Origin of the sequence: Corynebacterium sp. KPL4072 (assembly GCF_037908395.1) — a bacterium.
In the GTDB taxonomy this organism is placed as follows: domain Bacteria; phylum Actinomycetota; class Actinomycetes; order Mycobacteriales; family Mycobacteriaceae; genus Corynebacterium; species Corynebacterium kefirresidentii.
Window position 1 is genome coordinate 328680 of record NZ_JBBMGE010000002.1, and the last position, 25717, is coordinate 354396.

22 protein-coding genes and 1 pseudogene are annotated in these 25717 nt (G+C 57.6%); 11 read left to right on the forward strand and 12 right to left on the reverse strand.

Translation table 11 applies throughout. From position 1 onward, the window contains the following. Positions 1-3: 3 nt before the first annotated feature. Positions 4-741 (forward strand): uroporphyrinogen-III C-methyltransferase, encoded by a 738-nt coding sequence (gene cobA, locus WMP97_RS03485; RefSeq protein ID WP_086587985.1) that lies wholly within the window; start codon positions 4-6, stop codon positions 739-741. Positions 742-852: 111 nt separating this feature from the next. Here the strand turns inward: cobA and WMP97_RS03490 are convergent, their stop codons facing one another. Genes WMP97_RS03490 through WMP97_RS03505 form a run of 4 tightly spaced genes read right to left on the reverse strand, consistent with a single transcriptional unit; the run spans position 853 to position 4516 of the window. Beyond that, positions 853-1902 (reverse strand): sulfite exporter TauE/SafE family protein, encoded by a 1050-nt coding sequence (locus tag WMP97_RS03490; RefSeq protein ID WP_086587984.1) that lies wholly within the window; start codon positions 1900-1902, stop codon positions 853-855. Then, positions 1896-2582: a sirohydrochlorin chelatase gene (locus tag WMP97_RS03495; RefSeq protein ID WP_086587983.1), complete on the reverse strand. Its 687-nt coding sequence runs from the start codon at positions 2580-2582 to the stop codon at positions 1896-1898. The genes WMP97_RS03490 and WMP97_RS03495 overlap by 7 nt, the downstream gene beginning before the upstream one ends. 9 nt (positions 2583-2591) lie before the next feature. Beyond that, on the reverse strand, positions 2592-2843 hold the full coding sequence (locus tag WMP97_RS03500) for a hypothetical protein (protein ID WP_023020766.1): 252 nt from the start codon (positions 2841-2843) through the stop codon (positions 2592-2594). Further along, positions 2840-4516, reverse strand: coding sequence for a nitrite/sulfite reductase (locus WMP97_RS03505; RefSeq protein ID WP_340439815.1), 1677 nt, complete (start codon positions 4514-4516; stop codon positions 2840-2842). The genes WMP97_RS03500 and WMP97_RS03505 overlap by 4 nt, the downstream gene beginning before the upstream one ends. Before the next feature lie 252 nt (positions 4517-4768). Between WMP97_RS03505 and WMP97_RS03510 the strand changes: the two genes are divergently transcribed. After that, positions 4769-6124: an FAD-dependent oxidoreductase gene (locus WMP97_RS03510; protein ID WP_340439816.1), complete on the forward strand. Its 1356-nt coding sequence runs from the start codon at positions 4769-4771 to the stop codon at positions 6122-6124. Here the strand turns inward: WMP97_RS03510 and WMP97_RS03515 are convergent. Continuing rightward, on the reverse strand, positions 6121-7488 hold the full coding sequence (locus WMP97_RS03515; protein WP_340439817.1) for a phosphomannomutase/phosphoglucomutase: 1368 nt from the start codon (positions 7486-7488) through the stop codon (positions 6121-6123). The two genes, WMP97_RS03510 and WMP97_RS03515, sit on opposite strands and share 4 nt — an antisense overlap. A gap of 54 nt (positions 7489-7542) precedes the next feature. Then, the gene (locus tag WMP97_RS03520) at positions 7543-8010 is read right to left on the reverse strand and encodes a DUF3499 domain-containing protein (protein WP_086587979.1); all 468 of its coding nucleotides are present in this window, start codon (positions 8008-8010) and stop codon (positions 7543-7545) included. Between the two features lie 95 nt (positions 8011-8105). Here WMP97_RS03520 and WMP97_RS03525 point away from each other — a divergent pair, with 95 nt between their 5' ends. After that, positions 8106-8576, forward strand: coding sequence for a metallopeptidase family protein (locus WMP97_RS03525; protein ID WP_023020761.1), 471 nt, complete (start codon positions 8106-8108; stop codon positions 8574-8576). An 80-nt stretch (positions 8577-8656) separates the two neighbouring features. Here WMP97_RS03525 and WMP97_RS03530 read toward each other — a convergent pair whose 3' ends face one another. The 3 genes from WMP97_RS03530 to WMP97_RS03540 form a co-directional block, all read right to left on the reverse strand. Continuing rightward, positions 8657-8905, reverse strand: coding sequence for a WhiB family transcriptional regulator (locus tag WMP97_RS03530; protein WP_005528147.1), 249 nt, complete (start codon positions 8903-8905; stop codon positions 8657-8659). Positions 8906-9472: 567 nt separating this feature from the next. Continuing rightward, entirely contained in the window at positions 9473-10567 is a 1095-nt protein-coding gene (locus WMP97_RS03535) for a sugar phosphate nucleotidyltransferase (RefSeq protein WP_086587978.1), read from the reverse strand. Between the two features lie 100 nt (positions 10568-10667). Continuing rightward, on the reverse strand, positions 10668-11567 hold the full coding sequence (locus WMP97_RS03540; protein WP_086587977.1) for a glycosyltransferase family 2 protein: 900 nt from the start codon (positions 11565-11567) through the stop codon (positions 10668-10670). 124 nt (positions 11568-11691) lie between these two features. Between WMP97_RS03540 and WMP97_RS03545 the strand changes: the two genes are divergently transcribed. From WMP97_RS03545 to WMP97_RS03570, 6 genes and pseudogenes are all read left to right on the forward strand, one after another. Then, entirely contained in the window at positions 11692-13323 is a 1632-nt protein-coding gene (locus WMP97_RS03545; protein ID WP_340439818.1) for an LCP family protein, read from the forward strand. 25 nt (positions 13324-13348) lie between these two features. Further along, positions 13349-14014 (forward strand): TIGR03089 family protein, encoded by a 666-nt coding sequence (locus tag WMP97_RS03550; RefSeq protein ID WP_086587975.1) that lies wholly within the window; start codon positions 13349-13351, stop codon positions 14012-14014. A 43-nt stretch (positions 14015-14057) separates the two neighbouring features. Further along, the gene (locus tag WMP97_RS03555) at positions 14058-14795 is read left to right on the forward strand and encodes a sulfite exporter TauE/SafE family protein (RefSeq protein WP_340439819.1); all 738 of its coding nucleotides are present in this window, start codon (positions 14058-14060) and stop codon (positions 14793-14795) included. A gap of 502 nt (positions 14796-15297) precedes the next feature. Then, positions 15298-16689 (forward strand): hypothetical protein, encoded by a 1392-nt coding sequence (locus WMP97_RS03560; RefSeq protein ID WP_340439820.1) that lies wholly within the window; start codon positions 15298-15300, stop codon positions 16687-16689. 87 nt (positions 16690-16776) lie between these two features. Then, positions 16777-16908, forward strand: a pseudogene (locus tag WMP97_RS03565) (glycine betaine ABC transporter substrate-binding protein); the annotation flags it as partial. Between the two features lie 161 nt (positions 16909-17069). Beyond that, positions 17070-18389 carry an amino acid permease gene (locus WMP97_RS03570; protein ID WP_340439821.1) on the forward strand — a complete coding sequence of 440 codons (1320 nt, stop codon included), beginning with the start codon at positions 17070-17072 and terminating at the stop codon, positions 18387-18389. Positions 18390-18786: 397 nt separating this feature from the next. Here WMP97_RS03570 and WMP97_RS03575 read toward each other — a convergent pair whose 3' ends face one another. From WMP97_RS03575 to WMP97_RS03585, 3 genes are all read right to left on the reverse strand, one after another. Then, positions 18787-20106: an MFS transporter gene (locus WMP97_RS03575; protein ID WP_023020753.1), complete on the reverse strand. Its 1320-nt coding sequence runs from the start codon at positions 20104-20106 to the stop codon at positions 18787-18789. Positions 20107-20505: 399 nt separating this feature from the next. Continuing rightward, positions 20506-21780, reverse strand: coding sequence for a threonine/serine exporter family protein (locus tag WMP97_RS03580; protein WP_034656263.1), 1275 nt, complete (start codon positions 21778-21780; stop codon positions 20506-20508). A 548-nt stretch (positions 21781-22328) separates the two neighbouring features. Continuing rightward, positions 22329-23546 (reverse strand): amidohydrolase, encoded by a 1218-nt coding sequence (locus WMP97_RS03585; protein ID WP_340439822.1) that lies wholly within the window; start codon positions 23544-23546, stop codon positions 22329-22331. Positions 23547-23805: 259 nt separating this feature from the next. On the opposite strand from WMP97_RS03585, the gene WMP97_RS03590 reads away from it, so the two are divergent. Together WMP97_RS03590 and WMP97_RS03595 are read left to right on the forward strand one after the other, a co-directional pair. Then, a complete protein-coding gene (locus tag WMP97_RS03590; protein ID WP_244169512.1) occupies positions 23806-24786 on the forward strand; it encodes a carbohydrate ABC transporter permease in 981 nt (326 codons plus the stop codon). A gap of 26 nt (positions 24787-24812) precedes the next feature. Next, complete coding sequence (locus WMP97_RS03595) at positions 24813-25658, forward strand: carbohydrate ABC transporter permease (protein WP_034656258.1); 846 nt, start codon at positions 24813-24815, stop codon at positions 25656-25658. Positions 25659-25717 lie beyond the last annotated feature (59 nt).

The window sequence follows — 25717 nt, forward strand, 5'->3', positions numbered from 1 at the left end:
CCCATGACTTCCGCACAGATCCATCCCGTGGCCCTCATTGGCGGCGGCCCCGGCGCGTGGGACCTCATTACCGTACGCGGCATGCGCGCCTTGCAGGATGCAGAGGTTATTCTCGCCGATCACCTGGGACCTACGGCGCAGCTCGATAGGTTGTGTGATATTTCTTCCAAAGAGCTCATTGACGTCTCTAAACTCCCCTATAAGAAGTCAATCTCGCAGGAAAAGATCAACGAGTTGCTCATCACTCATGCCCGCTCTGGCCGCAAGGTAGCCCGCCTTAAGGGTGGCGATCCCTTCGTCTTTGGGCGCGGATTTGAGGAAGTTCAAGCGCTGGCGGAAGCCTCGATTCCCACCACGGTCATTCCGGGCGTAACTTCAGCTATTTCCGTTCCCGCAGCCGTTGGCGTTCCGGTAACTCAGCGCGGCATCGTCCACGGCTTCACGGTGGTTTCCGGGCATCTACCACCCGGCCACGAGAAGTCCTTGGTGGACTGGGAAGCTCTCGCCCGTTCTGGCGCCACGCTGGCGGTCATTATGGGGGTTAAGAATGCACCGGCGATTGCTAGCACGCTTATTGCAGCTTCCCTCTCCCCTTCCACCCCCTGCGCCATCATCCAAGAAGGCACGCTTTCTACCGAGCGCGCTTACCGCTGCACTTTGGCCACACTGGCGCAGACGATGACAGAGCACGATATCTCCTCGCCGGCGGTCTATGTCATCGGCGAGGTGGCCGGCCTCTAGCGGGTTCAGGGTAGCAAGACTCACATAAGCCCTAACCCCACCTTCGGCCGCGTTCCGCCTACTGCAGCCAAACGTTGGTCTATTGCCTGGCCAAAGGCCGCAGTCGATGCGCTACATTCGGTCCGAGGCGGGGCTTTCGGGCGCCTTATCCTGCACGATGGTGACACCTGACCTGCGCGAACCGTGGAAGTGATGGGCGGCGGCGACACGCTCTGGGTAATCCGGGGTATGAAAGTCTGCGTGGGCGGCTTCCTCAGCGTTTTCTGCTTCCAATTCCGCTGCACGGGCACGCCTGGTGCGCAGCGTGCCACAAACTGTAGCGGCCACACCAGCAGCGACCACGACGGCGATGACTACCCAGGTAACTGCTGATGGCACTGACCAGCCAAAGTAGGTCTCGGCGCCGCCGATAACCTTGCTGATATTAAGCCCTACGATGGCCGTGCCCACCAATCCACCAAGCAGGACCGGGTTGATACGAGAGATGAGCCACGCAGCGATGGGAGCAGTGATGGCGCCGCCGATGAGAAGCGCGATAACGGCGGCAAGGTTGCCGACGATGTCGTGCCAGAGGCCGACGATAAAGCCCGCGGTAGCGCCCAAGGTCACGAGGAATTCGGCGGCGTTGACCGTGCCCACAATGCGGCGCGGCTGCTCGCGACCGATGGCCATAAGCGTGGAGGTCGACACGGGACCCCAGCCACCGCCACCGGTTGAATCGACAAATCCACCCACCAGGCCAAGGCCAGCGAGAAACGGAGTGGAATGCGAGCGCTTGTAGGCGGAACCGCGGCGGCGTGGCTGAGCGAACCGCCAGATGAGGTTGGCACCTATGCCTACCAGGATGAGTGCGGTCACCGGTGCGGCAGCGGCAGTGGAAATATTCGAAAGCAACGTGGCCCCCACAAACGCGGCAATACCGCCGGGGACGCCAAGGCGGACCACCGTCTTCCAGTCCACGTTGCCGAAGCGTGCGTGGCTCAAACCGGAAATGGCAGTGGTGCCAAGCTCAGCGGTGTGCACGACGGCAGAGGCCTGCGCGGGACCTAGGCCGGCAAGGAGCAGCATCGTGGTAGATGTGACGCCGAACCCCATGCCGATGCCACCGTCCACGAGGTTGGCGGCCGCGCCGGCGAGGGCGATAAGAATGAGAGTTAGCATGGCGCGAATACCTCCTGTGCGCCGCGGCGTGCATGATGAAAACGGTCTGCGACGAGGCCTGAAAGATCAGTGCCGAGCGGGTGTTCAACGGTCGCGGGAACACCCGCCAAGCGGTCTAGGAGCAGCCCCTCGGTGACAAAGAGCGGTATGACGCGCACGCGCTTAGGTGCCGCATGCTCGCGGCACAGGCGCACGATCCCCTCGCGACCACCACGGGTAGCAAATTCCACCGTCGCGGGTACGCCGGTGAGCGCGAAGGTGCGGTGGGCGAGCTCACGGATGGCATCATTCGCCGCTGAATCGGAAGAACCAACGGAATAGATGACCACGTGGGCGTCGCCGGGCCGGGTACGTGAGGCGAGCACATGGGCGAGGTCCTCGCCAGTGCCGAGGCCTGCGGCGAGGTGGAGGGACAAGTGTGAGGTCTGGGAGGCTGCGGCAAGCGCGCGCGGAACATCAACGCGCTGGTGGTAACCCTGGGTGAAAAGCAGGGGAACCACAATTGCCTCGGTCTCCCCCACCTGGGCAAGCTCGAGCGCGGCCGCGGTGAGGTCGGGCTCGTTGAATTCCAGGTGCGCCGCACGAGCTGGACGCAGGCCCGTGGCCTGGGTCAAACGCTCAATTCCGGCCGCAGCACCCGGATGCCGTGAACCGTGAGACAGGGTAATAAGTGCGGGCATGGGGCATCCTTAAGCCTTTGGCGCCGTGGTGTGGCCGCGGCGGGCAAGCGAACGCTTCAGTGCTTCGTTGGAGGACACGGCCGGTGCAGGGGCTACCGGGGCATCGTCCTGGCCGTGGAAACGCACGGAGAAAATCCGCAAGCATTCCTGGCATTTCCAGGCAAAGTCGTCTTCCTCGTCCGGAAAGAGGTCGGTTCCGGCGCAATACGGGCAGAAGCTGGGATGGTTGCGGTTGGGATTGGGCTGGCGGCGAAAATTCACTGCAAGTCCTCCTCAGCTGCGCGCAAGACCCAGTGGCGGAACTGCTCACCTTCCTCGCGCTGTTCCTTGTATTTGTTGACCAAGCGAATGACGTACTCAGGCACCTCATCGGCCACGACCTTGTGGCCACGCAGCTTGCGGCCCCAGTCCGGAGACAGGCCAAGGGCGCCGCCTAGATGGACCTGGAAACCCTCGACACGGTTGCCCTCGGAATCAGTGACGATCTGCCCCTTCAGGCCAATGTCTGCTACCTGCGAACGCGCACAGGCGTTGGGGCAGCCGTTGAGCGCGATGGAAATCGGCACATCCAGATCACCCAGGGTGTCTTCCAGGATGTCCACCAACTCGATGGCGCGGGCCTTGGTGGTCACGTGCGCGAGCTTGCAGAACTCCAGCCCGGTGCAGGAGATGACGCCACGGCGAAACTCGGATGGCTGGGAATACAGGCCGGTCTCGTCGAGCGCACGGGATAGGCTCGGGATGTCCTCTTCATCGACGTCGAGGAAAAGCAGCTCTTTCATCGGGGTAGTGCGAATACGGCTAATCCCGAATTTCTCAGCCACGTCTGCGATAGCGATGAGCTGTTCGCCGGTGGCATGGCCCACTGTAGGCTTCACGCCCACGTAGAACTTGCCGTCCTTTTGGCGGTGCACGCCAAGATGATCGCGGGAGCCGGGCTCGACTTCCAACGGGACGCCATCCAGCAGCGGCTCATCTAGGTATTCCTCTTCCAACACTTGGCGGAACTTTTCAACGCCCCACTTAGCCACCAAGAACTTCAGGCGGGCTCGGTTTCGATTGCGGCGGAAGCCGTAGTCACGGAAGATGCCGACCACACCGGCCCACACCTCAGGCACACGCTCCAGGGGAACCCATGCACCAAGGGACTGCGAGAGCATCGGGTTAGTGGAAAGGCCCCCGCCAACAAAGCAATCGAATCCGGGGCCGTACTCCGGATGATTCACGCCTACGAAGGCGACGTCTTGAATCTCGTGCGTGACGTCCTGACGGGAGTTGCCAGAGATGGCGGTTTTGAATTTGCGCGGTAGGTTATGGAACTCCTCACGCGGCAGGTAAGTATTTTTGATCTCTTCAATGGCCGGGGTGGCATCGATAATCTCGTCCTCTGCCACGCCCGCGACAGGCGAGCCCAGGATAACGCGGGGCACGTCGCCACACCCCATAAGCGTGCTCAGCCCCACCGACTCAAGCTTGTCCCAAATGGTGGGGACATCCTCGATGCGAATCCAGTGCAGCTGGATATTTTGGCGGTCGGTAAAATCCGCGGTGGAGCGGGCATAATCGCGCGAGATTTCACCCACGGCGCGCAGCTTGGCAGGATCGGCGCGGCCGCCATCGAAGCGCACGCGCATCATGAAGTACTCATCCTGCAGCTCAGCGTTAGAAAGCTTAGCGGTCATCTCGCCGCCCAAGTTCTGGTTGCGCTGGGTATAAAGGCCCAACCACTTGAACCGAGGAGCTAGGTCATCAGAAGGGATCGAGGAAAATCCTTGTTTGGAATAGATATCGATGACGCGCTGCTTGGCAGAAAGCCCACCATCCTCCTGCTTAATTACCTCATCGTTATTGAGGGGCTTGGTACCGTCAATCTTCCATTGGCCTTCGGGCTTCTTGGCGCGGGGTGTGCGCTTGGTATTAGTCGCGGTGGTCATGGTGTAGATCTCAACCTGCCTTTCCTAAGTATTGAAAGACAACCTACCCGTCTAAATCAGGCAGACAAAGCGGTCTTTTTTATTTTCAAGTAAAAAATCGCCATAACCTGCACAAAAGTCAGAACATTTTTAGAAACTAATTCATAGCCTTGCCGCAACCTAGACCAGACGGTTCAATTGCCAGAAGAATAAGGCAAAGAAAATGAACCCAGCGGTCTAGCCCCGCAGGAAAGAGAAAGGCATTCGTGTAGCATGAATCAGCCCTTAAAAGTAGCCGTTATCGGTGCCGGCCCGGCCGGCATCTATGCCTCCGACATCTTGGTAAAAAAGACCGGTGGTGAGGTACAGATTGACCTCATTGAACAGATGCCCGCCCCCTTTGGCCTCATCCGTTACGGCGTAGCACCGGACCATCCGCGCATTAAAGGCATCATTAAATCCCTCCACCGCGTACTCGATACGGAGCAGATTCGCCTGCTGACCAACGTGCACATCGGCCGGGATATCACCGTCGATGAGCTGCAGCAGCATTATGATGCCGTGATCTTTGCCACCGGCGCCGTGGGCGACCGCCACCGCGACATCCCCGGCGCGGACCTCGACGGCGTACATGGTGCCGGCGAGTTCGTGGGCTTCTACGATGGCAACCCGCGCTTCGAGAGGGACTGGGATCTTTCTGCCAAGGAGGTTGCAGTCATCGGCGTGGGTAACGTGGGCCTTGATGTCTCCCGCATCCTGTCCAAGACCGGTGACGAGCTCAAGGTGACCGAAATCCCCGATAATGTCTACGATTCCCTGGCCCAGAACCAGGCCGAGACTGTGCGCGTCTTCGGCCGCCGCGGCCCGGCTCAGGCCAAGTTCACCCCGCAGGAGCTCAAGGAGCTGGACCATTCGGAATCCATTAATGTCGTGGTCTCCCCGGAGGACATTGACTATGACGAGGCTTCGCTGGCCGCGCGCCAAGAAAGCAAGTCCACTGACTTGGTGTGCCAGGTGCTCGAGCAGTACGCTATCCGCGATCCGAAAAAGGCACCGCACACCCTGCAGATTCACCTTTTTGAGCAGCCGGTGGAGATTTTGGGGAAAGACGGCAAAGTCTGCGGAATTAAGACCGAGCGCACCGCCCTTAATGGGGATGGCAGCGTGCACGGTACTGGGAAGTTCACCGAATGGCCGGTGCAGGCGGTCTATTTCGCCACCGGCTACCGCTCGGATGGGGTCGATGGCGTGCCCTTCAACCAGGACAAAAACGTCATCAATAATGATGGCGGCCATGTCATCGATGCGGCTGGCAAGGTAGTTCCGGGCCTGTACACCACCGGGTGGATTAAGCGCGGGCCAGTGGGGCTCATTGGCAATACCAAGTCCGATGCCACGGAAACGATTGACATGCTGCTTGCCGACGCCGCCTCCGGCACCCTCCCCTCCCCTTCCAGCGCCGCAGATATCACCGAGGTTCTTAGCGAGCGGGGAATCGAATACCTGACGTGGCAGGACTGGCAGCGTTTGGACGCGGCCGAGCGCGCACTGGGCGAACGCGAGGGCCGCGAACGCAAGAAGTTCGTGGAGTGGGAGGACATGGTCTCCCACTCGCGCGCCGAGGTTTAACGGCGGATGATGGCGAGGACTTCGTCGACGATGGACTGAACCTCGTCGGCGGTCTTTGCCTCCACATTAAGACGCAGCAGCGGCTCCGTATTGGAGGCACGTACGTTAAACCAGGCCTCGGTTCCCTTGAGCTCGACAGTCACACCATCCAACTCATCGACGGACTCAATTTTATCCGCCAGCTCATCCAGCACTGCCTGGGTAGCGGCCTTCTGGTCCTCCACGGTGGAATTGATCTCACCAGAGGCTTCATAGCGGGAGTATTCTGCCATGAGCTCGCTCAGCGGTTTATCGGACTGGCCGAGCGCTGCCAGCACGTGCATAGCGGCAAGCATGCCGGAATCAGCATTCCAAAACTCTTGGAAGTAATAGTGCGCGGAATGCTCACCGCCGAAGGCGGCCTTGTGCTCAGCCATCTGGGCCTTGATGAAGGAGTGACCCACGCGGGTGCGCACTGGGGTGCCGCCCTTTTCCTTGATGAGCTCCGGCACGGTCTTAGAGGTAATCAAGTTGTGGATGATGGTAGCGCCGGGGAACTTATCCAAGTAGCGCCCTGCCACCAACGCGCAAATGGCAGACGGGGAAACCGGCTGGCCTTTTTCATCCACGACGAAGCAGCGATCCGCATCGCCATCGAACGCCAAGCCAATGTCGGCTTTCTGTTCCACGGTGAACTTCTGCAGATCCACTAGGTTCTTCGGGTCCAGCGGATTAGCCTCGTGGTTCGGGAAGGTACCGTCAAGTTCGAAGTACAAATCGCGAACCTCGAAAGGCAGGCCATCGAAGACAGCCGGCACGGTGTGGCCACCCATACCATTGGCGGCATCTACAGCCACGACGAGAGGCTTGGAATCCTCCAACGGCACCAGCTTGCGGAGGAAGTCCGCATAGCCAGCCAGGATCTCCTGCTCTGCAATCGCACCTTCAGTGCCGGTGTACTCCGGGGTGCCTTCAATAAGCATCTGCTTAATCTGCCCCAAACCAGTCTCCTGGCCCACAGGCACTGCGCCGGCACGACAGAGCTTAATTCCGTTGTACTTGGCTGGGTTGTGGGAGGCGGTAAACATAGCGCCCGCGCACTCCAGGGAACCAGCGGCGTAGTAAAGCTCGTCGGTAGAGGTCAGCCCCAACAGGGTCACATTGAGCCCCTGCGAGGTCACACCCTCAGCGAAGGCGCGCGCCAAAGACGGTGAGGAGGGACGCATATCGTGGCCGACGGCCACGGTATTTTCGCCTTCCTCACGCAAGATGGCGGCAAACGCAGCGCCCGTATCGCGCACGAAGTTTTCATCGATATCTTCGCCCACCACGCCACGGACGTCATAGGCCTTAATTACTGCATCAAGCTGCTCACGAGTTCGCATACCCAGCAATAGTACTCTCGCCCGCAGGGAAACTACCGCACTGCGGGGTCCGTGTCAGTCCAGTTCCGATTCCGCCGGCGTTGTTTCATCGGGTACAACCGAAAGGTGGGCACGGCGGGCCTTTTTGGCATAAGCCACGCGACGGGTACGAAAGACCGGGTGATTCGAATTAGCTGGGTCAGCGCCATCAAAGGTCGCGGAATAGTCGATAGGGTCTGCTCCCGAACCGGCGCTACCGTCATCGACCAAGCCGGTGGTCACGCGGCCGTCTTCCTTGACCGCCTCTGCCAGGGCCATCAAATCGTCTTCCTCATCCAGCTCGATGCGATCGACGCGCACCAGCTCCCAGCCCACCGGAGCCGAGATGCGATCGCGGTGCGTGGCGCACAGGTCCCAACTGTGCGGGTTCTCTTCTTCCGCCAGCGGGCCGACCACGGCCGTCTGGTCCGCGTACGCATAGGTCAATGTCGCCACGGCGGGGCGGCCGCAGCCTGGGCGGGAGCAATGGCGAGAAATAGTCACAGCGCATAAGTCTAAACCCTTAGTTGAGATTTAGATAGTCTTCGCCCCGGCGTGGCTCCGCTAAATCCAGACCACCTGCGACTTAGAATCAGGGCATGACCGCCGCTCGCCCGCATATCCGCCCCGCCCGCGACCGACACGGCCACGGCATGCGCGGACCCCTCCTCCCCCAGCAGACCCCGCGCTACCGCAGCGCGCGCGAGCACTTCGACATGGCCGTCTTGGAGGCCTATGCCCCCATCCAAAACTCCTTCGCCCCGCAATTGCGTGGCCTCGACCTAGCCGTAGACACCATTCCGCGCATGCGACTCTCACCCGATATGACCGTGCTCCCGGATGAGATTATCGCCGATGGGCCGGTCCCCCTCGGGCGCGTGGTTCCTGCCGGCGTAGACTCCGCAGGCCACCCCACGCGCGCCCGGTTGGTCATTTTCCGCATGCCCATCGAGCAGCGCGCTTCCACCCCGTCCGAGCGTTCCGAGCTTCTAGGTACGGTTATTACCGCGCTCGTGGCGAATTATCTCAACTTGGATCCGGAGGAAGTGGATCCACGCTATAGCTGGTAGCCACCTTCACGATATGACCTAGCAGAAAGGCCCCGGGCCGCACGTCATGTGCTTGCCCGGGACCTTTCTGGACACCTTAATTATCCAATCTCGCGCTTGAGGCGGCGGCGCTCACGGTCCGAAAGCCCGCCCCAAATACCGAAGCGCTCGTCGTGCTCCAGCGCGTACTCCAAGCATTCATCACGCACCGCGCAGGCCTGGCAAATGCGCTTAGCCTCACGGGTAGAACCTCCCTTTTCAGGGAAGAATGCTTCAGGGTCCGTCTGTGCACACAGCGCTTGGTCCTGCCACTCCTGCTCGACGGCACCGAAGAGTTCATCGAGTGACATCTCTGCAGCAGCACCGCCACGGAGAATGGCGTTGTTATTAGCCATTTTGTCCACGCCTTTTCCTTTCTCCGAGGTTGGGTAATTCTAATCAGTGCAACCGACCGTACACCACATTCCCTTTGGGTAACCCCGCCGGGCCGGTGTGGAAGTAACGGCGTCGGCCGCTGTTTCTTTCACTGATGTAATTTCACACCGGATCACTAAATATCGTCAACCCGAATTAGTGGCTTCTTCGCACTTTTCGGCAAAAACGCAGCACACGATCCCCACACGTCACATCTGTAACAACTACGCCCCACCGGGGGTGTAGGTAGGGGGTACTACATGTAGTGGCACCCCGTTTTTCTGTCAACAATTTTCAGAAAATTCCGGCGTGTCGCGCGCACAATCTCTCAAAGAAGGGATCTACGTACTCAGCAACGCTGCACAGATTTCGCATTATGGTGGCAGCTTGAGAAGGACAGGCTGAGTAATTCCGCATGAAAAAGGCCGAACCAAAGACGCATTGTCCTCAGTTCGGCCTACCCCAGTCGGACTTATCGCATGGCTCAGCCCACGGCAGAAGCGTTAAGCATCGGAGCTAAAACGCACTCCAGCGTCCGGGATGGAAACGCCGGGGAAGACACGCATGCCGTCGAGAAGCTCGCAGCGCGCTCCGATGTGGGCGCCCTCGCCAATGACGCAGTTTTCAATGACCGCGTTGGCGCCAATATGAGCGCCGGAGGCAATAATGGAGTTATGAATGATGGCACCTGGCTCAATGCGCACGCCATCGAAGACGACGGTGCCCTCGAGGCGAGATCCGGCGCCTACCTCGGAGCCACGGCCCACGGCAGTACCGGACAGCAGCAGCACGCCACCAGCGATGCCGGCCGAAGGATCCACCAACGACTCGCCGGTCTTGCCTTCAATCAGCGGGGAAGGCGCAATGCCGCGCACCAAGTCCGACGATCCGCGAGTGAAGTCATCTGGGCGGCCCATGTCGCGCCAGTAGGAGTTGTCCACGTGACCGACGACGAGGCGGCCTTCTGCCAGCAGTCCCGGGAAAGTCTCGCGTTCGACAGAGACGACGCGATTGGCCGGAATAGACTCGATGACCGAACGCTTGAATACGTAGCAGCCGGCGTTGATCTGGTTGGTCGGCGGGTCCTCAGTCTTTTCCAAGAAGGCGGTTACCCGTCCATTGGAATCGGTAGGCACGCAACCGAAGGCCCGAGGATCAGCCACGTTGAGCAGATGCATGGTGACATCGGCATCCTTGTCATGGTGCGTGGTGAGGATTCCCTCCAGGTCCATGCCGGACAGCACATCGCCGTTGAAGACCATGACGGTGTCATTGCGCAGCTTGTCGTAGACATTACGGATACCGCCGCCGGTACCGAGTGCGGTCTCTTCCACCACGTACTCAATCTCCAGGCCGAGGTCCGAACCGTCGCCGAAGTACTCCTCAAAGACCTCAGCCTTATATGAGGTAGACATGACCACGTGCTCGATGCCGGCGGCCTTGATGCGGGCGAGAAGATGCTGCAGGAACGGATAGTTGGCCGTCGGCAGCATCGGCTTCGGTGTACCGATGGTTAGTGGACGCAGGCGGGTACCGCGACCGCCAACGAGAATCACTGCATCCGTGCTGGCACCGTGGGTGGTGACTGCTTCAGTCATAGTCTTCCTTATGTATGCGGACAGTTTTATTCGGTGATTTTCTGAGGGACAGTGTAGAGCTTAAAAGCGCAATCTAGGTCAACGGCACGCGCACCGCGGCCTAAGAACCTGCCGATGCCGAGGCAATTAACCCACGCACCCGCAGCCCCAGCCACAGTGCACCACGCAATGGGGCCTGCCACCAGGCGGGGTGGCGGTCTGCTTGGAAGCGATAGGCGGAGTTGTGGTGAGCGCGTAGCATGGCGCCGGCGTGCGCTTGTGTGGAATGTCCCTTGGCGTGACTGATGACTGCTTCTGGGCAGAAAATGTTTTGGTAGCCGGCACGCGCGAAGCGATCGCCTAGATCTACATCTTCGAGGTACATGAAGTAACGCTCATCAAATCCGCCGATGGCCTCGAAAGCATCCCAACGCACAAGAAGGCAGGACCCAGATAACCAACCAGCCGGCCGCTGCGTAGTCATATCGGTTTCATTGCGATAAGCGCGCGACCAAGGATTAGAGGGCCAGATCGAGGAAAAGAGGGCGTGCCCAATGCCGGTCGCTACGGTGGGCACGGCACGCGCAGAGGGGTAATTGGTGCCGTCCGGCTCTACTATGCGCGGGCCCACGGCCGCGGCGTCCGGCCACTGGCGGGCACACTCGATGAGCCGATCGATAGATCCCGGTCTAAAAGCAACATCCGGGTTGGAAATCAGGAAAAATTCCTCATCTACTCCGCCGCGCTCGCGGGCAAAGCGGGCACCGGCATTCATGCCAGCGCCGTAGCCGATATTCCCGCCGGTATCGAGGAAATCTACCCCGGCGCGCTCGCGGGCGGCAGCCTCGGGAACACCGTCGGTAGAGCCATTATCCGCAAGCACCACCTTGGTGCCGCGGGCGTACGCACTCGGCAGGGAGTCTAAAAAACTACCGAGGTATTGTCCGGGACTATAAGTCACGGTGATCACGGCCAGAGGGAGTTGAGTTGGAGTAGTCACAATGGCCACGAGCTTAGTCACAAGCACTCCTCGCGCTGGGCAGGGACACTGCCCGAACACGCGAAATCGGACGCGGATCACTAATTTTTTAACGTTCTGCCCTAAACTGTCTCCAGATCCCCACCAATCTAGAAAGCCTCCACTTGTGACTTCTGAGAACACTCGCCGGGCGCGCACCATTCAGCCGGCGCCCTCTGCCGCTAGTGCGGTAAAGCAAAAAGGTTCCACGGCCATAAAGACGATCGTTGCCCTGCTATCCGCCCTTATCCTGGTGGTATCTGGCGTGGGTTATGCCACCGTCGGCCGGCTTGATAATGGTATGTCTTCTGCCAAGGACTTGTCCTTAGGCGGCAAGGGACTTTCCGGTGACTCACTCGATGGCGCGGTGGATATCTTGCTGGTGGGCAAGGATTCGCGTACCGATGCAAAGGGCGATCCCCTCTCCGATAAGGAACTAGCAGACCTGCACGCCGGCGTGGCCGATGGTGAGGAAAATACCGACACCATGATGCTCATCCGCGTTCCGGAGGATGGTTCCCGTGCTACCGCCGTATCCATTCCGCGCGATACCTATGTTAAGGATCCGGAGTACGGCAATATGAAGATGAATGCTGTCTTCGCCTCTCACAAGAACGCCAAGGTGGACGAGCTCAAGCAGGAAAACGCAGAGGCTGAAGCAAAGGGCAAAAAGAAGCCGCACTCGGATAAGGACATCGAAAAGCAGGGCGTCGAGGCCGGCCGCGAAGGGTTATTGGCCATGGTGCGGTCCTTGACCGGTGTGTCCATCGACCACTACGCGGAGGTGGGCCTGCTGGGCTTTACCCTGCTTACCGACGCCGTCGATGGTGTCGAAGTCTGCCTCAATGATGACGTCAATGACGATATGTCTGGCGCTAAGTTCAGCAAGGGCAAGCAGACCCTCGATGGCGCCAAGGCCCTAGCCTTTGTGCGCCAGCGCTACAACCTGCCGCGCGGCGACCTCGACCGCATCGTGCGCCAGCAGGCTTTTATGGCTTCCCTGGTCAATAAAATCCTGGACAATGACACCCTGGCTAATCCCTCCAAGCTTTCCAAGATTGCCAAGGCGGTGGAACGCTCCGTAGTCATCGATGAGGGCTGGGACATCATGGGCTTTGTTACCCAGCTTGCCGGCCTGGCGGGCGGCAATGTCACCTTCACCACCATCCCGGTTACCTCCATCGACGGCCAGGGCGATTATGGCGAATCTATCGTCACTATCGACGCCGCCGAGGTTCACCGTTTCATGGACGATTTGGCTAAGTCCCACGATGAAGCCACCGATGAGGCCAAGGCCGAGGATAAGGACAAGCAGAAAAAGGCGGACAAGGACAAGGACGTCGATCCTAATATCAATATCCACGTCCTCAACGCCGGCAATATTGACGGCCTAGCTTCCGGCATCGGCTCTTGGCTTGAGAGCAAGGGCTATACGGTAGAGCGCTCCGCTAACGCGCAACCGGGCATCTACAGTGAGTCGCAAGTGGTAGCCGCCGATCCGACGAGCAAGGAGGCGAAAGCCCTAGCCAAGAAGCTGGGTGGCCTGCCGGTGGCAGAGAACCCGCAGCTCGATAATGACACCCTCATCGTCGTGGCTACCGATGACTACCAGGGCCCCTCCGATAAGGAGGCCAGCGCCCAAGAGCCGGAGGAAGACAAGTCCAGCCAGCCGGTAGGCACCCCGGGCGATGACTTCGGTACCGCCAAGGTTTCCCCAGAAATCGACGCCGGTGGCGATGGCCCGCGCTGCGTGAACTAGCACTTCTCCCCTACGATGGGCGAGTATGGAACTACTCGCCCATCTTCTGCATGCCGATGCCGCCTCTCCGCGGCTTACCGTATATAACGAGACCACCGGCGCACGCATGGATTTTTCCGGGCAAACGCTCGACAATTGGGTAGCGAAAATCGCCAATATGCTGGAAGAAGAGCTCGATTTAGAGGCAGATTCCACCATTGCCATCGATCTGCCCTCCTCGTGGCAAGCGGCCGTTGTGGCCTTGGGTGCGCTCGCCTCCGGCCCTTCCTATAGCTTTGGCGAGTCTGCCACGCTTGCCGACGTCGTCTTTACCTCCCCCTCCCGCTACCCCGCCGCCCATGAACGTCAACCCCAAGCCGATATCGTGCTCATCAGCGAGGACCCCTTTGGCCGCGGCGTCGTAGAATCCGGCGGCGATCTACCCACCGGCGCTATTGATTTCGGCCCCACCGTGCGCTTCTACGGCGATCAGTACTTTGGTGAAACCCAGCCACTGCCGCAACTCGTCAATACACCTGCGAGCGCCGAGCGCCTGCTATCTACCGGCTGGTCTGATAATGAGTCTTTTTCCCGCGCCGTGCTCGAGCCCCTCGCCGCGGGAGGTTCCGCCGTCATCGTTGCCGGCGTGTGCCCAGCAGAGCGGTTGGAGGAAATCGCCTCCAATGAGAAAGTGACAGCTCGCCTTTCCTAGGTTTAGTCGGCAGGATTGAGCCCAGATACACTTAGCACTCGTTATGTTTCTGGGAATCTCCGCGGACGCATGGTCCTATATCTTCATCGGCCTCCTCATCCTTGCCGGCACCATCACTCAGGGCGCCATCGGTTTTGGTTTAGGGACCATTGCCACGCCCATCATCGCGCTCATTCGGCCTGAGCTCCTACCCACGCTCATTCTGTTGCTCGCGTTGTGCATTTCTAGCTATACGTTATCGCGCTCCTACCGCGAGACTTCTTGGCGCGTGGTGGGAATCTCTTCTCTTGCCCGCATCCCCGGTTCTTTAATAGGCGCTTGGGCAATCGCGAGTCTGTCCCCCAATGGACTATCCATCTTCATCGGTTGCGCCGTACTCTTTGCCATGACCCTATCCAGTTTGGGATGGAGCCCGCGGCCGACCACCCTCAATACGCTCATCGCCGGCGTAGCCTCCGGCATCCTGGGCACCTCCACTTCCATAGGCGGCCCGCCCATGGCGTTGATTATGAAGCGTTTTGATCCGAACCGTACCCGCGGCACTTTGGCGGGCACCTTCGTCCTCGGAACCTTAATTTCTCTTATAATTTTGGCGCTCAATGGACAGATCAGCAGCACCCAAGTAACCGCTGCGGCGGCCTATTTCCCCCTTATTGTCATTGGACTTATCGCAGCGAACCACCTCAACCGATTTATAGATAGGAAACTGCTCAACCGCATCGTCATCATTGTGGCCATCTCTGCAGCCCTCATGCTGATCGTTGAATCCGCCCTCTTCTAGCCCTGCACCCCACCCTCTTCGGAACATCCTGGACAGTTCCGGTTGCGAAAAGCACCAACCTCTGCCATGTAAACGCCTATAACTTATGACATGTAACATTCACCAGCAGGCATTTTATAACCGCCTTTCACCCGCTCAAATGCAGCGCACGACGCATACAGTGACACACCTACAATTTCCCTACAAGACTCGTGCACCACTTTAGAAAATAGCAAAATACCCCCACATGAGGGATACGTCGATTCGTCTCAAACGAGCGATGTATAGACATCTATTCATCAATAGTTTTTGACGCACTATCGACCACTTAGCGGGAACAACCCCCATTAAACAGCTCGGTCTATATAAAACATATTGACCTTTCTTTGGGGAAGATATATAGACATCTAAGAGATGACGTAACTTTAAGCGTGTTTTAGCGTTTTCTTAGCGCAACGTCGAGAGTTGCTGGATTTCATTCATAAGTTCATTCATTTTCTACCTGCATTAGGAGAAGTTCTAGATGTCGATTCGTCGTCGCATGACCGGCCTGACCGCCGGCCTCATCGTCGCCGGCACCGCATTCGCGGCACCGCTGGCTGGCGCAACCACCCAGACCGAGTCCTACCCGGAAACCCCGGCCCTGAACCCGCAGCTGCCCATCATCCACACCACCCACGGTTCCGATCACATGAAGGCGAACGTCCTGACCCCTCGCCCGGTATGTAACCCGTGGGAGGACCACCGCACCGTGGTCTACAAGGTTTCCGATCGCTTCCTGCCGGCCGGCACCATCTCCACCACCAACCAGACCAAGAAGGACATCCCGCTGCAGCAGGATCTGTCCAAGTCCCAGTCCATCTCCGTTTCCGTCAACGGTGACCGCACCGAGACCACGTCCATGAACCTGGGCGGCAAGGGCTCCGGCAAGAATGCCGAAGGCTCCGCAGGCATCTCCCACGAGATCGCAACCAAGATTGGTGCTAGCGCCTCCTACTCCCTGTCTTGGGAGGCTGGCCAGTCCATCGGACCTTACGACGTTCCGCCAAACCACACCGGTGAAGCTACCTACGGCTTCCGCGTGCTGAACATGACCGGTACCCAGCAGTACTGCAAGCCAAACGGCACTTGGTCCACCCCGACCGCTTGGAATGCAATGCAGCCGGTTAAGAACGAAGTTCGCGTCAAGCTGTACGACAAGCTGTCTGATTCCTACGCTCCTAACAAGGATGCCCAGAACGCCACCGACGTCAACGACCCGAAGGTTGTGCAAGAGGACAAGAACCTCGAGGCTGACGCAGAGGTAATCAAGGACACCGAGGGCACCGCCAAGGAAGATGCCGAGAAGGTTTCTGAGGCAGAGGGCAAGAACGAAGAGGCTGCTGACAAGAAGAAGCAGGAAGAGGTTGATGCCAAGGAGGACAAGAAGGACTCCAAGCACAAGCTCGACCTCGAGCCTTACATGACCGTTTCCGACGCTAAGCACGCTGGCTTCGCAGGCACCGTTGCAGTCCGCGCCAAGAACGTTGGCTCCGAGCGCTACTACGGCGAGTTCCCAGCTACCCAGTTCCGCGTTGATGTGAAGACCGCCAAGGGCCCGAAGGGCGTTGACCGCCTCATCACTCCGCGTTCCTCCAACGGCGCTCACATCCGTGACCTGGGCTTCAACGAGAAGACCTCCACCCGCTCCTTCGAGGTAACCCTGGCTAACCCGATTAACGCTGGCGAAGAGGCTCGCATTGCGAACCTGGACTTCGGCGATGGCAAGACCAAGGAAGGCCGCCTCATCAATAACATCGAGGTAACCCAGACCTCCCGCATCAAGGGTGATGACTCCAAGCACAACGACCAGAACGTTGATTCCCGCGAGCACACCTTGAATGACTTTGGCAAGAAGGCTGAGGGCCTGTTCTAAGAACACCTCACTTCTGCCCTAGGAATATAGTTTCCTAGCCCGTCTCAAAGAGAAGGCCGCTGCACCACTGATGGTGCGGCGGCCTTCTTCTTGATCGTTTCACAGCTGCTTAACGACGAAAAGATGCAGGAACTCAATGCCCGCGTCGACGTCGACGGTGAGGACTACACCACCGTGGCACTCGATTTTTTGAAGGAAGAAAACCTGATCGCGGACTAGCTGCCAAGCCTTAGCAAGATCCCCAAAGACCGTTGCACCACCCTCGGTGCGGCGGTCTTTAATATTTCTTTAACTTAGATCACACTTTTACTTTCGTTCGCCAAAACCTTCAGATAGATTGTTTATGTTGTCTTATTCACACGTACTGAAGGATGAATTCTATGTCTCACACGACTGCGAATGCGCCTGCTTCACCGGCCAGTTCACCCACTACCGGCAGCGCAGACACCCCAAGCGGCAGCCAGGTGACTACCAATAAGGCCGTCAATAGCCAGTGGACCATCACGCTCTTCGGCACTGCCGTGGGCGCAGGTATCCTCTTCTTGCCGATTTCCGCCGGCAGCTTCGGCTTCATCCCGCTACTGGTAGCCACCTTGCTCATCTTCCCGATGACCTACCTGGCCCACCGTGCTTTCTCCTGGATCATCAGCTATTCGCCGCTGCATGGCGAAGACGTCCTTGCAGTACTCACCCACTTCTTTGGCCGGGGCAACGGCATTATCCTCGCGATTATCTACTGGTTCACCATCTTCCCGGTGGTGCTCATTTACGGCGTATCGATTACTAATACGGTCGATAGTTTCATCGTCAACCAGCTAGGTGGGCCGGAAATTTCTCGCTATATCTTGGCACCGCTGTGCGTAGGACTGATGACGCTGGCACTTGCCTTTGGCAATGCCATCATGTTGAAGATTGCCCAGTTCGTGGTTTATCCGCTCATCGTGGCGCTGGCAGCAGTATCGCTCTACCTCATTCCGCAATGGGCCCTCGGCTCCTTCATGGAGGCCGGCGATCACACCGCTGGCGGGGTTATCAAGGCCATTATCCTTATCCTTCCCGTCTTGGTGTTCTCCTTCTCCTTCGTTGCTGCGATTTCCCAATTCTCGCTGGGCATGGAAAAGGAATACGGAGCGGACCACCACGCACAGTCCGATAAGGTTATCCGCAATTCCGCCATCTTGCTGACCGTCTTCACCATGTTCTTTGTCTGGTCCTGCGCACTGGCCATGGGCGCAGACGGCATGCAGGAGGCAAATGACAAGAACCTGCCGGTACTTTCCTACTTCGCCAACGAAACCGGCACCCCATTTATGGCCTACATGGCACCCATCGTGGTTATTTGTGCGGTGGCTTCTTCCTATTTCGGCCATGCCCTTGGCACCATCGAGGGCACCCAGTACCTCTTCAACCTGGCCGCACCGAAATCCACAAAGAAGATGTCTGCCCGCACGCTCGACCTATGGACCTACCTCTTCATCTTCATCGCCACGTCACTGGTAGGAATTTTCAACCCCTCCATCCTGGACATGATTTCTGTCGTGGGCGGCGTCTTCTTCGCCTTCATGACCTACCTGCTTCCCATCTGGGTCATTTACCGAGTGGACGCCCTAGCCCGCTTCCGTGGCAAAAAGACCAACTATTTCGTGGCGGCCATGGGCTTTATCGTGCTCTTTGCCACCATCTGGGGAATGTTCCAATAATCCCACAAAAAGGTGGTTCGACAAGGACTTTTCCTGTCTGACAAGGTGGGAGACAACATGTCAGAACAGGAAAAGGCGCCGCACACACTTGCAACGCATTGGCGCGGATGCAAATACTGCCGAAAGTTATGACTACTAAGCCACAAATGGGCTAGCAGAAAACTTTCAGCAACTAGCAGGGACCTATCAGGCACAATCCATTGTGGTAGCAGCCCCGTGCCCCATACTTAAATCATGCGTTTGAGAGAGCGCATACGAGAGAGATAGAGAGAACCCCTCAGTTTCCAGAGGGCGGCTTAGGCCGATACATGGAAACACCTTGTAGAGAGAGACGCCTGCGGCCCTCGGTTCCTTCCGGTTCCGAGGGCCGCAGGCGTTTTATCTTTTGTCTTAAGCGCTACTGGTGCAGCTTATTCTTTTTCGACGCGAATAGCACCGCGGTTCCAGTCACCAGCGCCGCAGCCACCAAATAGAAAGCAGGGGCAAGCTGCAGACCAGTGACATCAATAAGCCAGGTGGCGATCATCGGAGCAGTACCGCCAAAGACAGCATTGGCCGTATTAAACGTCAGAGCGAAACCGGATAGACGGACGTGCGTGGGGAACTGCTCGGAAAGGAAGGAGGGCAGGACGCCGTCGTTGAGCGCCAGCACGCCACCCAAGCAGACCTGAATGATAATGACGAGGAGGATTCCGGCGCCGTCGAGAAGCATAAAGGCCGGAATGATAGTCACGCCCATAAAAGCGGCCGCGCACAGCATGGTCGTGCGGCGGCCCAGGCGGTCCGAAAGCATGCCGGTAAGCAAGGCAAAGCCCACATAAAATGCGGAGGCAACAGAAGACGCTATAAACGCCGGGGTTGCGGCCATACCCAACTCTTCTGAGAGGTAGGTGGGCAGGTAGGTCAAAATGACGTAGAAGCCAATGGCGTTGAGCACCGCACCAGCAAAGGCAATGGCCAAGGCCTTGGGATACTTGAGCACCTCCCGCAACGGAGATTCTTCCGGTTCATCCTGATCCTCAAAGTGGGAGGACTCCTCCGTATGACGGCGAATCCACAGACCGTACATGCCCAAAGGCAACGCAATCAAGAAAGGCACGCGCCAGCCCCAGGAATCCAAGGCGGCATCGTCGAGCACGCCCGTCAGCAACGAGGCAATGAGCGAGCCCAGCAACAAGCCGGAAGCCGTAGCGGACGGCACCACCGCGGAATATATGCCGCGCTTGCCGGCCGGAGCGATCTCGGCCAAGTGCGTGGCCGCGCCTGCATACTCACCGGCTGCCGAAAAGCCCTGCACCATGCGGCACAGCAGCAGCAAAAGGGACGCGGCGAAGCCGATGGTGGCATAGCCAGGAAGGAAACCGATGCACGCGGTAGCCAGGGACATCATCACAATGGAGACCGTTAGGGTCTGGATGCGTCCGTGTTTATCACCGAAGTGACCCCATACGATGCCACCCAAAGGCCGCACCAAGAATGACAGCGCAAAGAGCGCAAACGTCATAATCAGGGCACGGCGGCCTTCCATCTCCGGGAAAAAGACTCGGGAGATAATCGCGGACATATAGATATAGGCTGCGTAATCGAACCACTCAATGAAGGTGCCTATAAACGCTGCCTTTATGGCCGATCGATGCTGGCGTTTTGTTTCTTCTGTATCTTCCACCTGTGCCGGCACGGCATCATTGGCTGGGGGTTGGGAAGTGAGAGGAGACATGCTCCTCACCTCAATTCTGTAGCTATACAAGCAGTTGAAAACGGCGCAGGCCCGCTGCGCGCATGCCCTCAACCCTACAGAATCAACTTATGGTGTACGTCACTTTTATGCGCCAATATTGCACTCCCCCACAATTGTTACGCTTGTCAGCGCCTTATCCATCCCCTCCCAGCCATTAACAGCCACCCAACAGCCGAGCCTCATGGACACTACAGCACAGTGCCCCATACTGAGATCGTGCGTTTGAGAGAGCGCATATGAGAGAGATAGAGAGAACCCCCTGCAGTTTCCACAGGGCGGCACATGCCGATATATGGAAACAGTGAGAGAGACGCCTGTGGCCCCCAGTTCCGAAAGGAAGTGGGGGCCACAGGCGTTTTCCCAGTTAAGACCCTAACTTCATGCTGTAGAGGGCTTCTGCGGAATTTTTTTATCAAAATCAATAAGTCGGCCCAATGCCCAATCCTTATCAGTTAGCAGGCGAGAAAACACCAATCCGGCGCCAATAGAACCAACCACCATCATTCCTGTCGCAACGTTTGCCAAAGCTTGATCCATTTGACCGTCATTCAAATAAAACACTGCTCGAAACATTGTCACCCCCGGAATCATAATCACGGCAGCCGGAACGGTCGTTGTAATACGAGGAAGGCGCGCCTTTTTAGAAGCAACCGCACCTAGCAGCCCAATCAATAGTCCTCCCACGAATGCCGCAAAGAAAATAGTTGTACCTGCGTGAATGAGGATCAAACGGAGCTCGTTTGCCACCGTTCCGACACACGCTGCGACCAAAACCATGCGGCGGGAAGAGTTGAAAAGAAAGGCAAAGCCAGCAATTCCCAGAAAACTTGCGACCGGCGCCAACAAAAACCACTTCATATCCTGTGCAGGGGCGGGCGGATCAGGGGTAAGTTGTGTCAACCAGCTAACCATCGAGACCGTGAAAGTCGCTGTAAATATAACAGTGAAGGCGTACCCTAACCTGACTATTCCTGCGTCCAAATCAAAACGCGCAATGTCGATCAAAGCAGAGAAAAGAGGAAATCCGGGGATCAAGAATAAAACCGCTGCTACCACGCCCGAGGACAATTCACTCGGAGCCACTGAGCCTATCGCACCAAAAAATTCCGTTAAAAGGAAGAAAACGATACTTGCCGTTGCCCCGCCAGCAATTACTCCCCCGATTTGATGGACGTGCCGGTGGAGAACCGTGTACCGCACAAACTGGCCTGCAAACGCCGCTAGAGCCACCAACCCCACCGCTTCTAGCGGGAAACAGTTAAGATACGCAAACGCCGCGCACGCGATCGCGGCGGCAAAAGAAAGAACTAAACCGCTCCAGCGCTTTTTGACTCCAAACTCAATAACATCCAGCTTTGCGGCCAATTCTTGGGCAGTAATCCCCGCATAGAGCCGATTATGGGTCAGGTCTTCTAAGGCTTCTATCCGCGAAGCATCAACCGCAGGAGAATGTTGCCGGGCAATCACTGTCCTGAAATATTCCCCGCGGTGGAACGTACAAGTAATCTGCGTCAAACCCACTGTGGCATCTAAGTGGTCAAACCCCAAAGCTCGCGCACTGCGTTTCATCCCCCTTAAAACACGGTAACCAGAAGTGCCGGCACCCATTAGGAGCATTCCCACCCGCAAGACAACATCCGCTTCCACGCCCATTTGCCGGTGCAATTCTGGATCAAATTGTTGCGACACATCTCCTCCTCTGACACGGTTTTAGCGCCTATTTAAAGGCTTCTCGACCCCAACCGAAGCCCGAGAACACACTTTTAGTTTTACCTAGAATCCTACGCAGAACCGCACCCCTATGAATAGTTCTTCATCGACCTAGAGGTCGCCGCCTTTTACACCGTGGGCTGGTCTGCGCGTTTATATGGCGATTTCCACCCCATTACCACAATACTCACAGGTAAAACGCAGGCCTGTAGCAGGCTAGGGAGTTATCTTAAGTTCATGCGTTTGAGAGAACGCAAGAGAGATAGAGAGAACCAGTTCCAGCGCCCTGCGGCCCCAAGTGAGGCCCGGGCGTTGGAGCTGTTTTAGGGGTCTGCCGGTTAATTGCACTAAGAAACGGTGGACGCAGGAAAACCTTGCATAGAGAAAACTCACCAGACTTGGCGGCTATGAACTACTCCCCCACAGCCCGGATGCCAGCAGCAATAGCCGCACATCTTTTAAGAACCGTGCGGCCATGTACAGTTTCCCGCTTAGTCGTTGCCCAGATAGCTCAATGCAGCGGCAGCAAGTGCTTCGGTGCCAGTGCGCAATGTGGGTTGGAGCAGCGGGGCGAAGTGCGGGCTGTGGTTGGGAACATCTTTTCCCTCTTCGCGGCCGGAAAATACCCAGAAGCAATAGGGAACCCCAAAGGCACGCGCAATGGTGGAGAAATCCTCACTGGCCGTGAGGGGTTCTGCGGTAAGAACGCGGTCGGCGCCGAAGTAGGATGTGAAGGCTTTCTGGAGCCGCGCCGTGGTCTCGTCATCATTGCTGGTAAGCGGGTAGGCATCGTGATAGTTAAATTCAGCAGGCTGAGGGCTACCGGCAGCCTGGCACTCGGCGTTGACGATGCGCTCGATAGCGCCGGAGATTTTGTCGCGTACTTGCTCGCTATAGGCACGCACGTTGATCTTCAGGTTAGCCTCAAAAGGAATGATATTTGCCTTCGAACCGGCATTGATAGCACCCACGGTCAACACGCCAAACTCGGAAGGGCTTAGTTCGCGGGAAATGACTGTCTGAAGGCGCATCACAATGGAGCTGGCCAGCACCACTGGATCGACGCTGAGGTGTGGCATGGAGCCGTGCGAGCCTTGGCCATAAACCTTGACATCCAGACTTACCGCGGTGGACATGAAGGGTCCTGCGGCAAGAGCAACGGTGCCAGCAGGAAATTGGCTAGCAAAAACATGTTGACCTAGGACAACATCGGGAGTTGCTACCTTATCTACCAGACCGTCATCCACCATGGACTGGGCACCGGCGGCGATTTCCTCGCCCGGTTGGAAAATTAGTTGCAGGGTGCCGGACCACTGGTCGGTGGCCTGCGCCATGAGCGCACCCATGCCCAGCAGGCTGGCCACGTGCGAATCGTGACCGCAGGCGTGCATGACGGGTATGGGGTTTCCATCCGGGTCAAGGGCGGTATCGGTGGAGGCATAATCCAGGCCAGTGTCCTCCTTGACTGGTAGGCCATCAAAATCCGCGCGCAGCATGACAGTTGGCCCGGCACCATTTTCTAAAATGCCAACCACGCCACCGCCTACATCCACTTGTTCAAACCCGAAGTCAGCAAGCTTGCCCTTGATGATGCCAAGCGTGCGCTCCTCCTGCATTGATAGCTCTGGGTGCTGATGCAGGTCCTTATAAAGTGGCTCCTGCCAAACTTTGACGGAGTCATAGTTACTGCAGACAGTGCGGACAGACATTGCTTCCTCCTTGTGGAATCGCGGTGGAATATGGGTGCCAGTGTAGAAGGGTGGGAGGAAGGTGGGCGTCGGCAAGCAAGGCATTTTTGTAATGCCAGCCATAGTTTTATGGTAAAGAGACAGACGCCATGGCCCGCTGAGCTGGAGTTTTTTAAAGGATCAATGACGCATCCACTTTTAACCCATCGGACATTAATAATTCACTGATTGTTTGTTTTCCATGTATCTGGGCTTCACCCGTCCACCCTAGATTGACCGGGTGACCTTTCAGGAAGACTCTCTCAGTGGCGGCAACTCAGGCACTACCATCGCCCGTCCCGCCCACACGGAAAACCCCAGTGATTCTGCGGCACTGGTGCGCAAAGCAGCGCGCAATCGCCACAAGGAATGGCTGCTGGCCGCAGCGCTATTAGCACCGAACCTGATCCTGCTGGCTGTGTTTACTTACCGGCCGCTGCTAGATAATATCCGGCTATCCTTTTTCAATTGGAATATTTCCAGCCCTACCTCCACCTTTGTAGGCTTGGACAATTATGTGGAGTGGTTTAGCCGCGAGGATACGAAGACCATCGTGCTCAACACTTTGGTATTCACGTTCTTTGCGGTCATAGGCTCCATGGTCATTGGTCTAGCGCTGGCATTACTGCTCAACCAGAACATTAAGGGCCGCAACTTTGCACGCTCGGTGGTCTTCGCGCCCTATGCCATCTCTGGCGCGGCCATTGGTATCGCCTTCCAATTCGTCTTTGACCCGAACTTTGGCCTCATCCAGGACATGCTGGGCTGGTTCGGCATCGACTCCCCGAATTTCTATGCCGTGCCAGGCTGGGCGATGTTCATGGTGACGTTCACCTTCGTGTGGAAAAACCTTGGCTATACTTTTGTCATTTATCTAGCCGCGCTCCAAGGCCTAGACAAGGAACTGGATGAAGCCGCCGCTATCGACGGCACCGGACGCTGGCGCAAATTCTGGCGTGTGACCATGCCGCAGCTGCGCAATACGACCTTCTTCCTTTCCATCACGGTGCTTCTTAACTCCGTGCAGGTCTTCGACATCATCAACGTCATGACCCGTGGCGGCCCGCAGGGCAATGGCACGCAGACGTTGGTTTTCCAGATTTATAACGAGACCTTCGTCAACTTCCGCGCCGGCTACGGTGCGACTGCCGCCACCATCTTGTTCCTGATCCTGCTCATCATCACCCTGATCCAGGTACGCATCATGGATAAGCGAGGTTAACCCACATGGCTACTTCAACCCTTCACATGGTCACGGATGAATCCCCCACCACCCGTCGCGCCAAGCTCGTCGGCGGCTATTTGGGTATCCTCGCGGTACTGCTCCTTATTGGTCTCCCGCTCTTTTGGATCCTCATGACCTCTTTCAAGGCCAAGGGCGATATTTATACGGATCCGGTTAACTGGCTGCCGCCGGTATGGGAGACTGAGAATTACTCCGATGCCACCACCCGCGTGCCTTTCTGGACCTACCTGCGCAACTCGGTAGTAATTACCGCAGTGCTGTCCATCATCAAGATTGTGCTTGGTGTCATCTCTGCCTATGCGCTGGCCATCCTGCGCTTCCCAGGCCGCCATCTGGTGTTCTTGTTGGTCATTTCCTCACTCATGGTGCCCAGCGAAATCACCGTCATTTCTAACTACGCCTTGGTCAATTCCTTGGGCTGGCGCAATACCTTCGTGGGCATCATCGTGCCGCTGGCCGGCGTGGCTTTCGGCACCTTCCTCATGCGCAACCACTTTTTATCCCTGCCCTATGAGCTGGTGGAAGCCGCCCGTATGGACGGCGCCGGCCCCATCCGCCTGCTTACCAAGGTGCTCCTGCCGGTCTCTTGGCCAACGCTGACCGCGTTTTCCGTCATCACCATGGTCAATGAATGGAATACCTACCTGTGGCCATTCCTCATGGCCGATACTGAGGACGTTGCCCCACTGCAGGTGGGTCTGACCATGCTGCAAAACAACGATGGCGTGACCAACTGGGGTCCGGTTATGGCCGCCACCATCCTCACCATCATCCCGATGGTGATCATCTTCCTAGCCTTGCAAAAGTACATGATTCAAGGCCTGACCACTGGCGCCGTCAAGGGATAGAAGGACTTCTACCCCACCCACGCTCGCCGTTTCCACATACTTTATTTCCCCCCTTAACC

What these genes read in the sequence shown, in the direction of transcription:
- cobA (WP_086587985.1), top strand. Translation starts at nt 4, where the DNA reads ATGACTTCCGCACAGATCCATCCCGTGGCCCTCATTGGCGGCGGCCCC.
- WMP97_RS03490 (WP_086587984.1), bottom strand. Translation starts at nt 1,902, where the DNA reads ATGCTAACTCTCATTCTTATCGCCCTCGCCGGCGCGGCCGCCAACCTC.
- WMP97_RS03495 (WP_086587983.1), bottom strand. Translation starts at nt 2,582, where the DNA reads ATGCCCGCACTTATTACCCTGTCTCACGGTTCACGGCATCCGGGTGCT.
- WMP97_RS03505 (WP_340439815.1), bottom strand. Translation starts at nt 4,516, where the DNA reads ATGACCACCGCGACTAATACCAAGCGCACACCCCGCGCCAAGAAGCCC.
- WMP97_RS03510 (WP_340439816.1), top strand. Translation starts at nt 4,769, where the DNA reads ATGAATCAGCCCTTAAAAGTAGCCGTTATCGGTGCCGGCCCGGCCGGC.
- WMP97_RS03515 (WP_340439817.1), bottom strand. Translation starts at nt 7,488, where the DNA reads ATGCGAACTCGTGAGCAGCTTGATGCAGTAATTAAGGCCTATGACGTC.
- WMP97_RS03525 (WP_023020761.1), top strand. Translation starts at nt 8,106, where the DNA reads ATGACCGCCGCTCGCCCGCATATCCGCCCCGCCCGCGACCGACACGGC.
- WMP97_RS03530 (WP_005528147.1), bottom strand. Translation starts at nt 8,905, where the DNA reads ATGTCACTCGATGAACTCTTCGGTGCCGTCGAGCAGGAGTGGCAGGAC.
- WMP97_RS03535 (WP_086587978.1), bottom strand. Translation starts at nt 10,567, where the DNA reads ATGACTGAAGCAGTCACCACCCACGGTGCCAGCACGGATGCAGTGATT.
- WMP97_RS03550 (WP_086587975.1), top strand. Translation starts at nt 13,349, where the DNA reads ATGGAACTACTCGCCCATCTTCTGCATGCCGATGCCGCCTCTCCGCGG.
- WMP97_RS03555 (WP_340439819.1), top strand. Translation starts at nt 14,058, where the DNA reads ATGTTTCTGGGAATCTCCGCGGACGCATGGTCCTATATCTTCATCGGC.
- WMP97_RS03560 (WP_340439820.1), top strand. Translation starts at nt 15,298, where the DNA reads ATGTCGATTCGTCGTCGCATGACCGGCCTGACCGCCGGCCTCATCGTC.
- WMP97_RS03570 (WP_340439821.1), top strand. Translation starts at nt 17,070, where the DNA reads ATGTCTCACACGACTGCGAATGCGCCTGCTTCACCGGCCAGTTCACCC.
- WMP97_RS03575 (WP_023020753.1), bottom strand. Translation starts at nt 20,106, where the DNA reads ATGTCTCCTCTCACTTCCCAACCCCCAGCCAATGATGCCGTGCCGGCA.
- WMP97_RS03580 (WP_034656263.1), bottom strand. Translation starts at nt 21,780, where the DNA reads ATGGGCGTGGAAGCGGATGTTGTCTTGCGGGTGGGAATGCTCCTAATG.
- WMP97_RS03585 (WP_340439822.1), bottom strand. Translation starts at nt 23,546, where the DNA reads ATGTCTGTCCGCACTGTCTGCAGTAACTATGACTCCGTCAAAGTTTGG.
- WMP97_RS03595 (WP_034656258.1), top strand. Translation starts at nt 24,813, where the DNA reads ATGGTCACGGATGAATCCCCCACCACCCGTCGCGCCAAGCTCGTCGGC.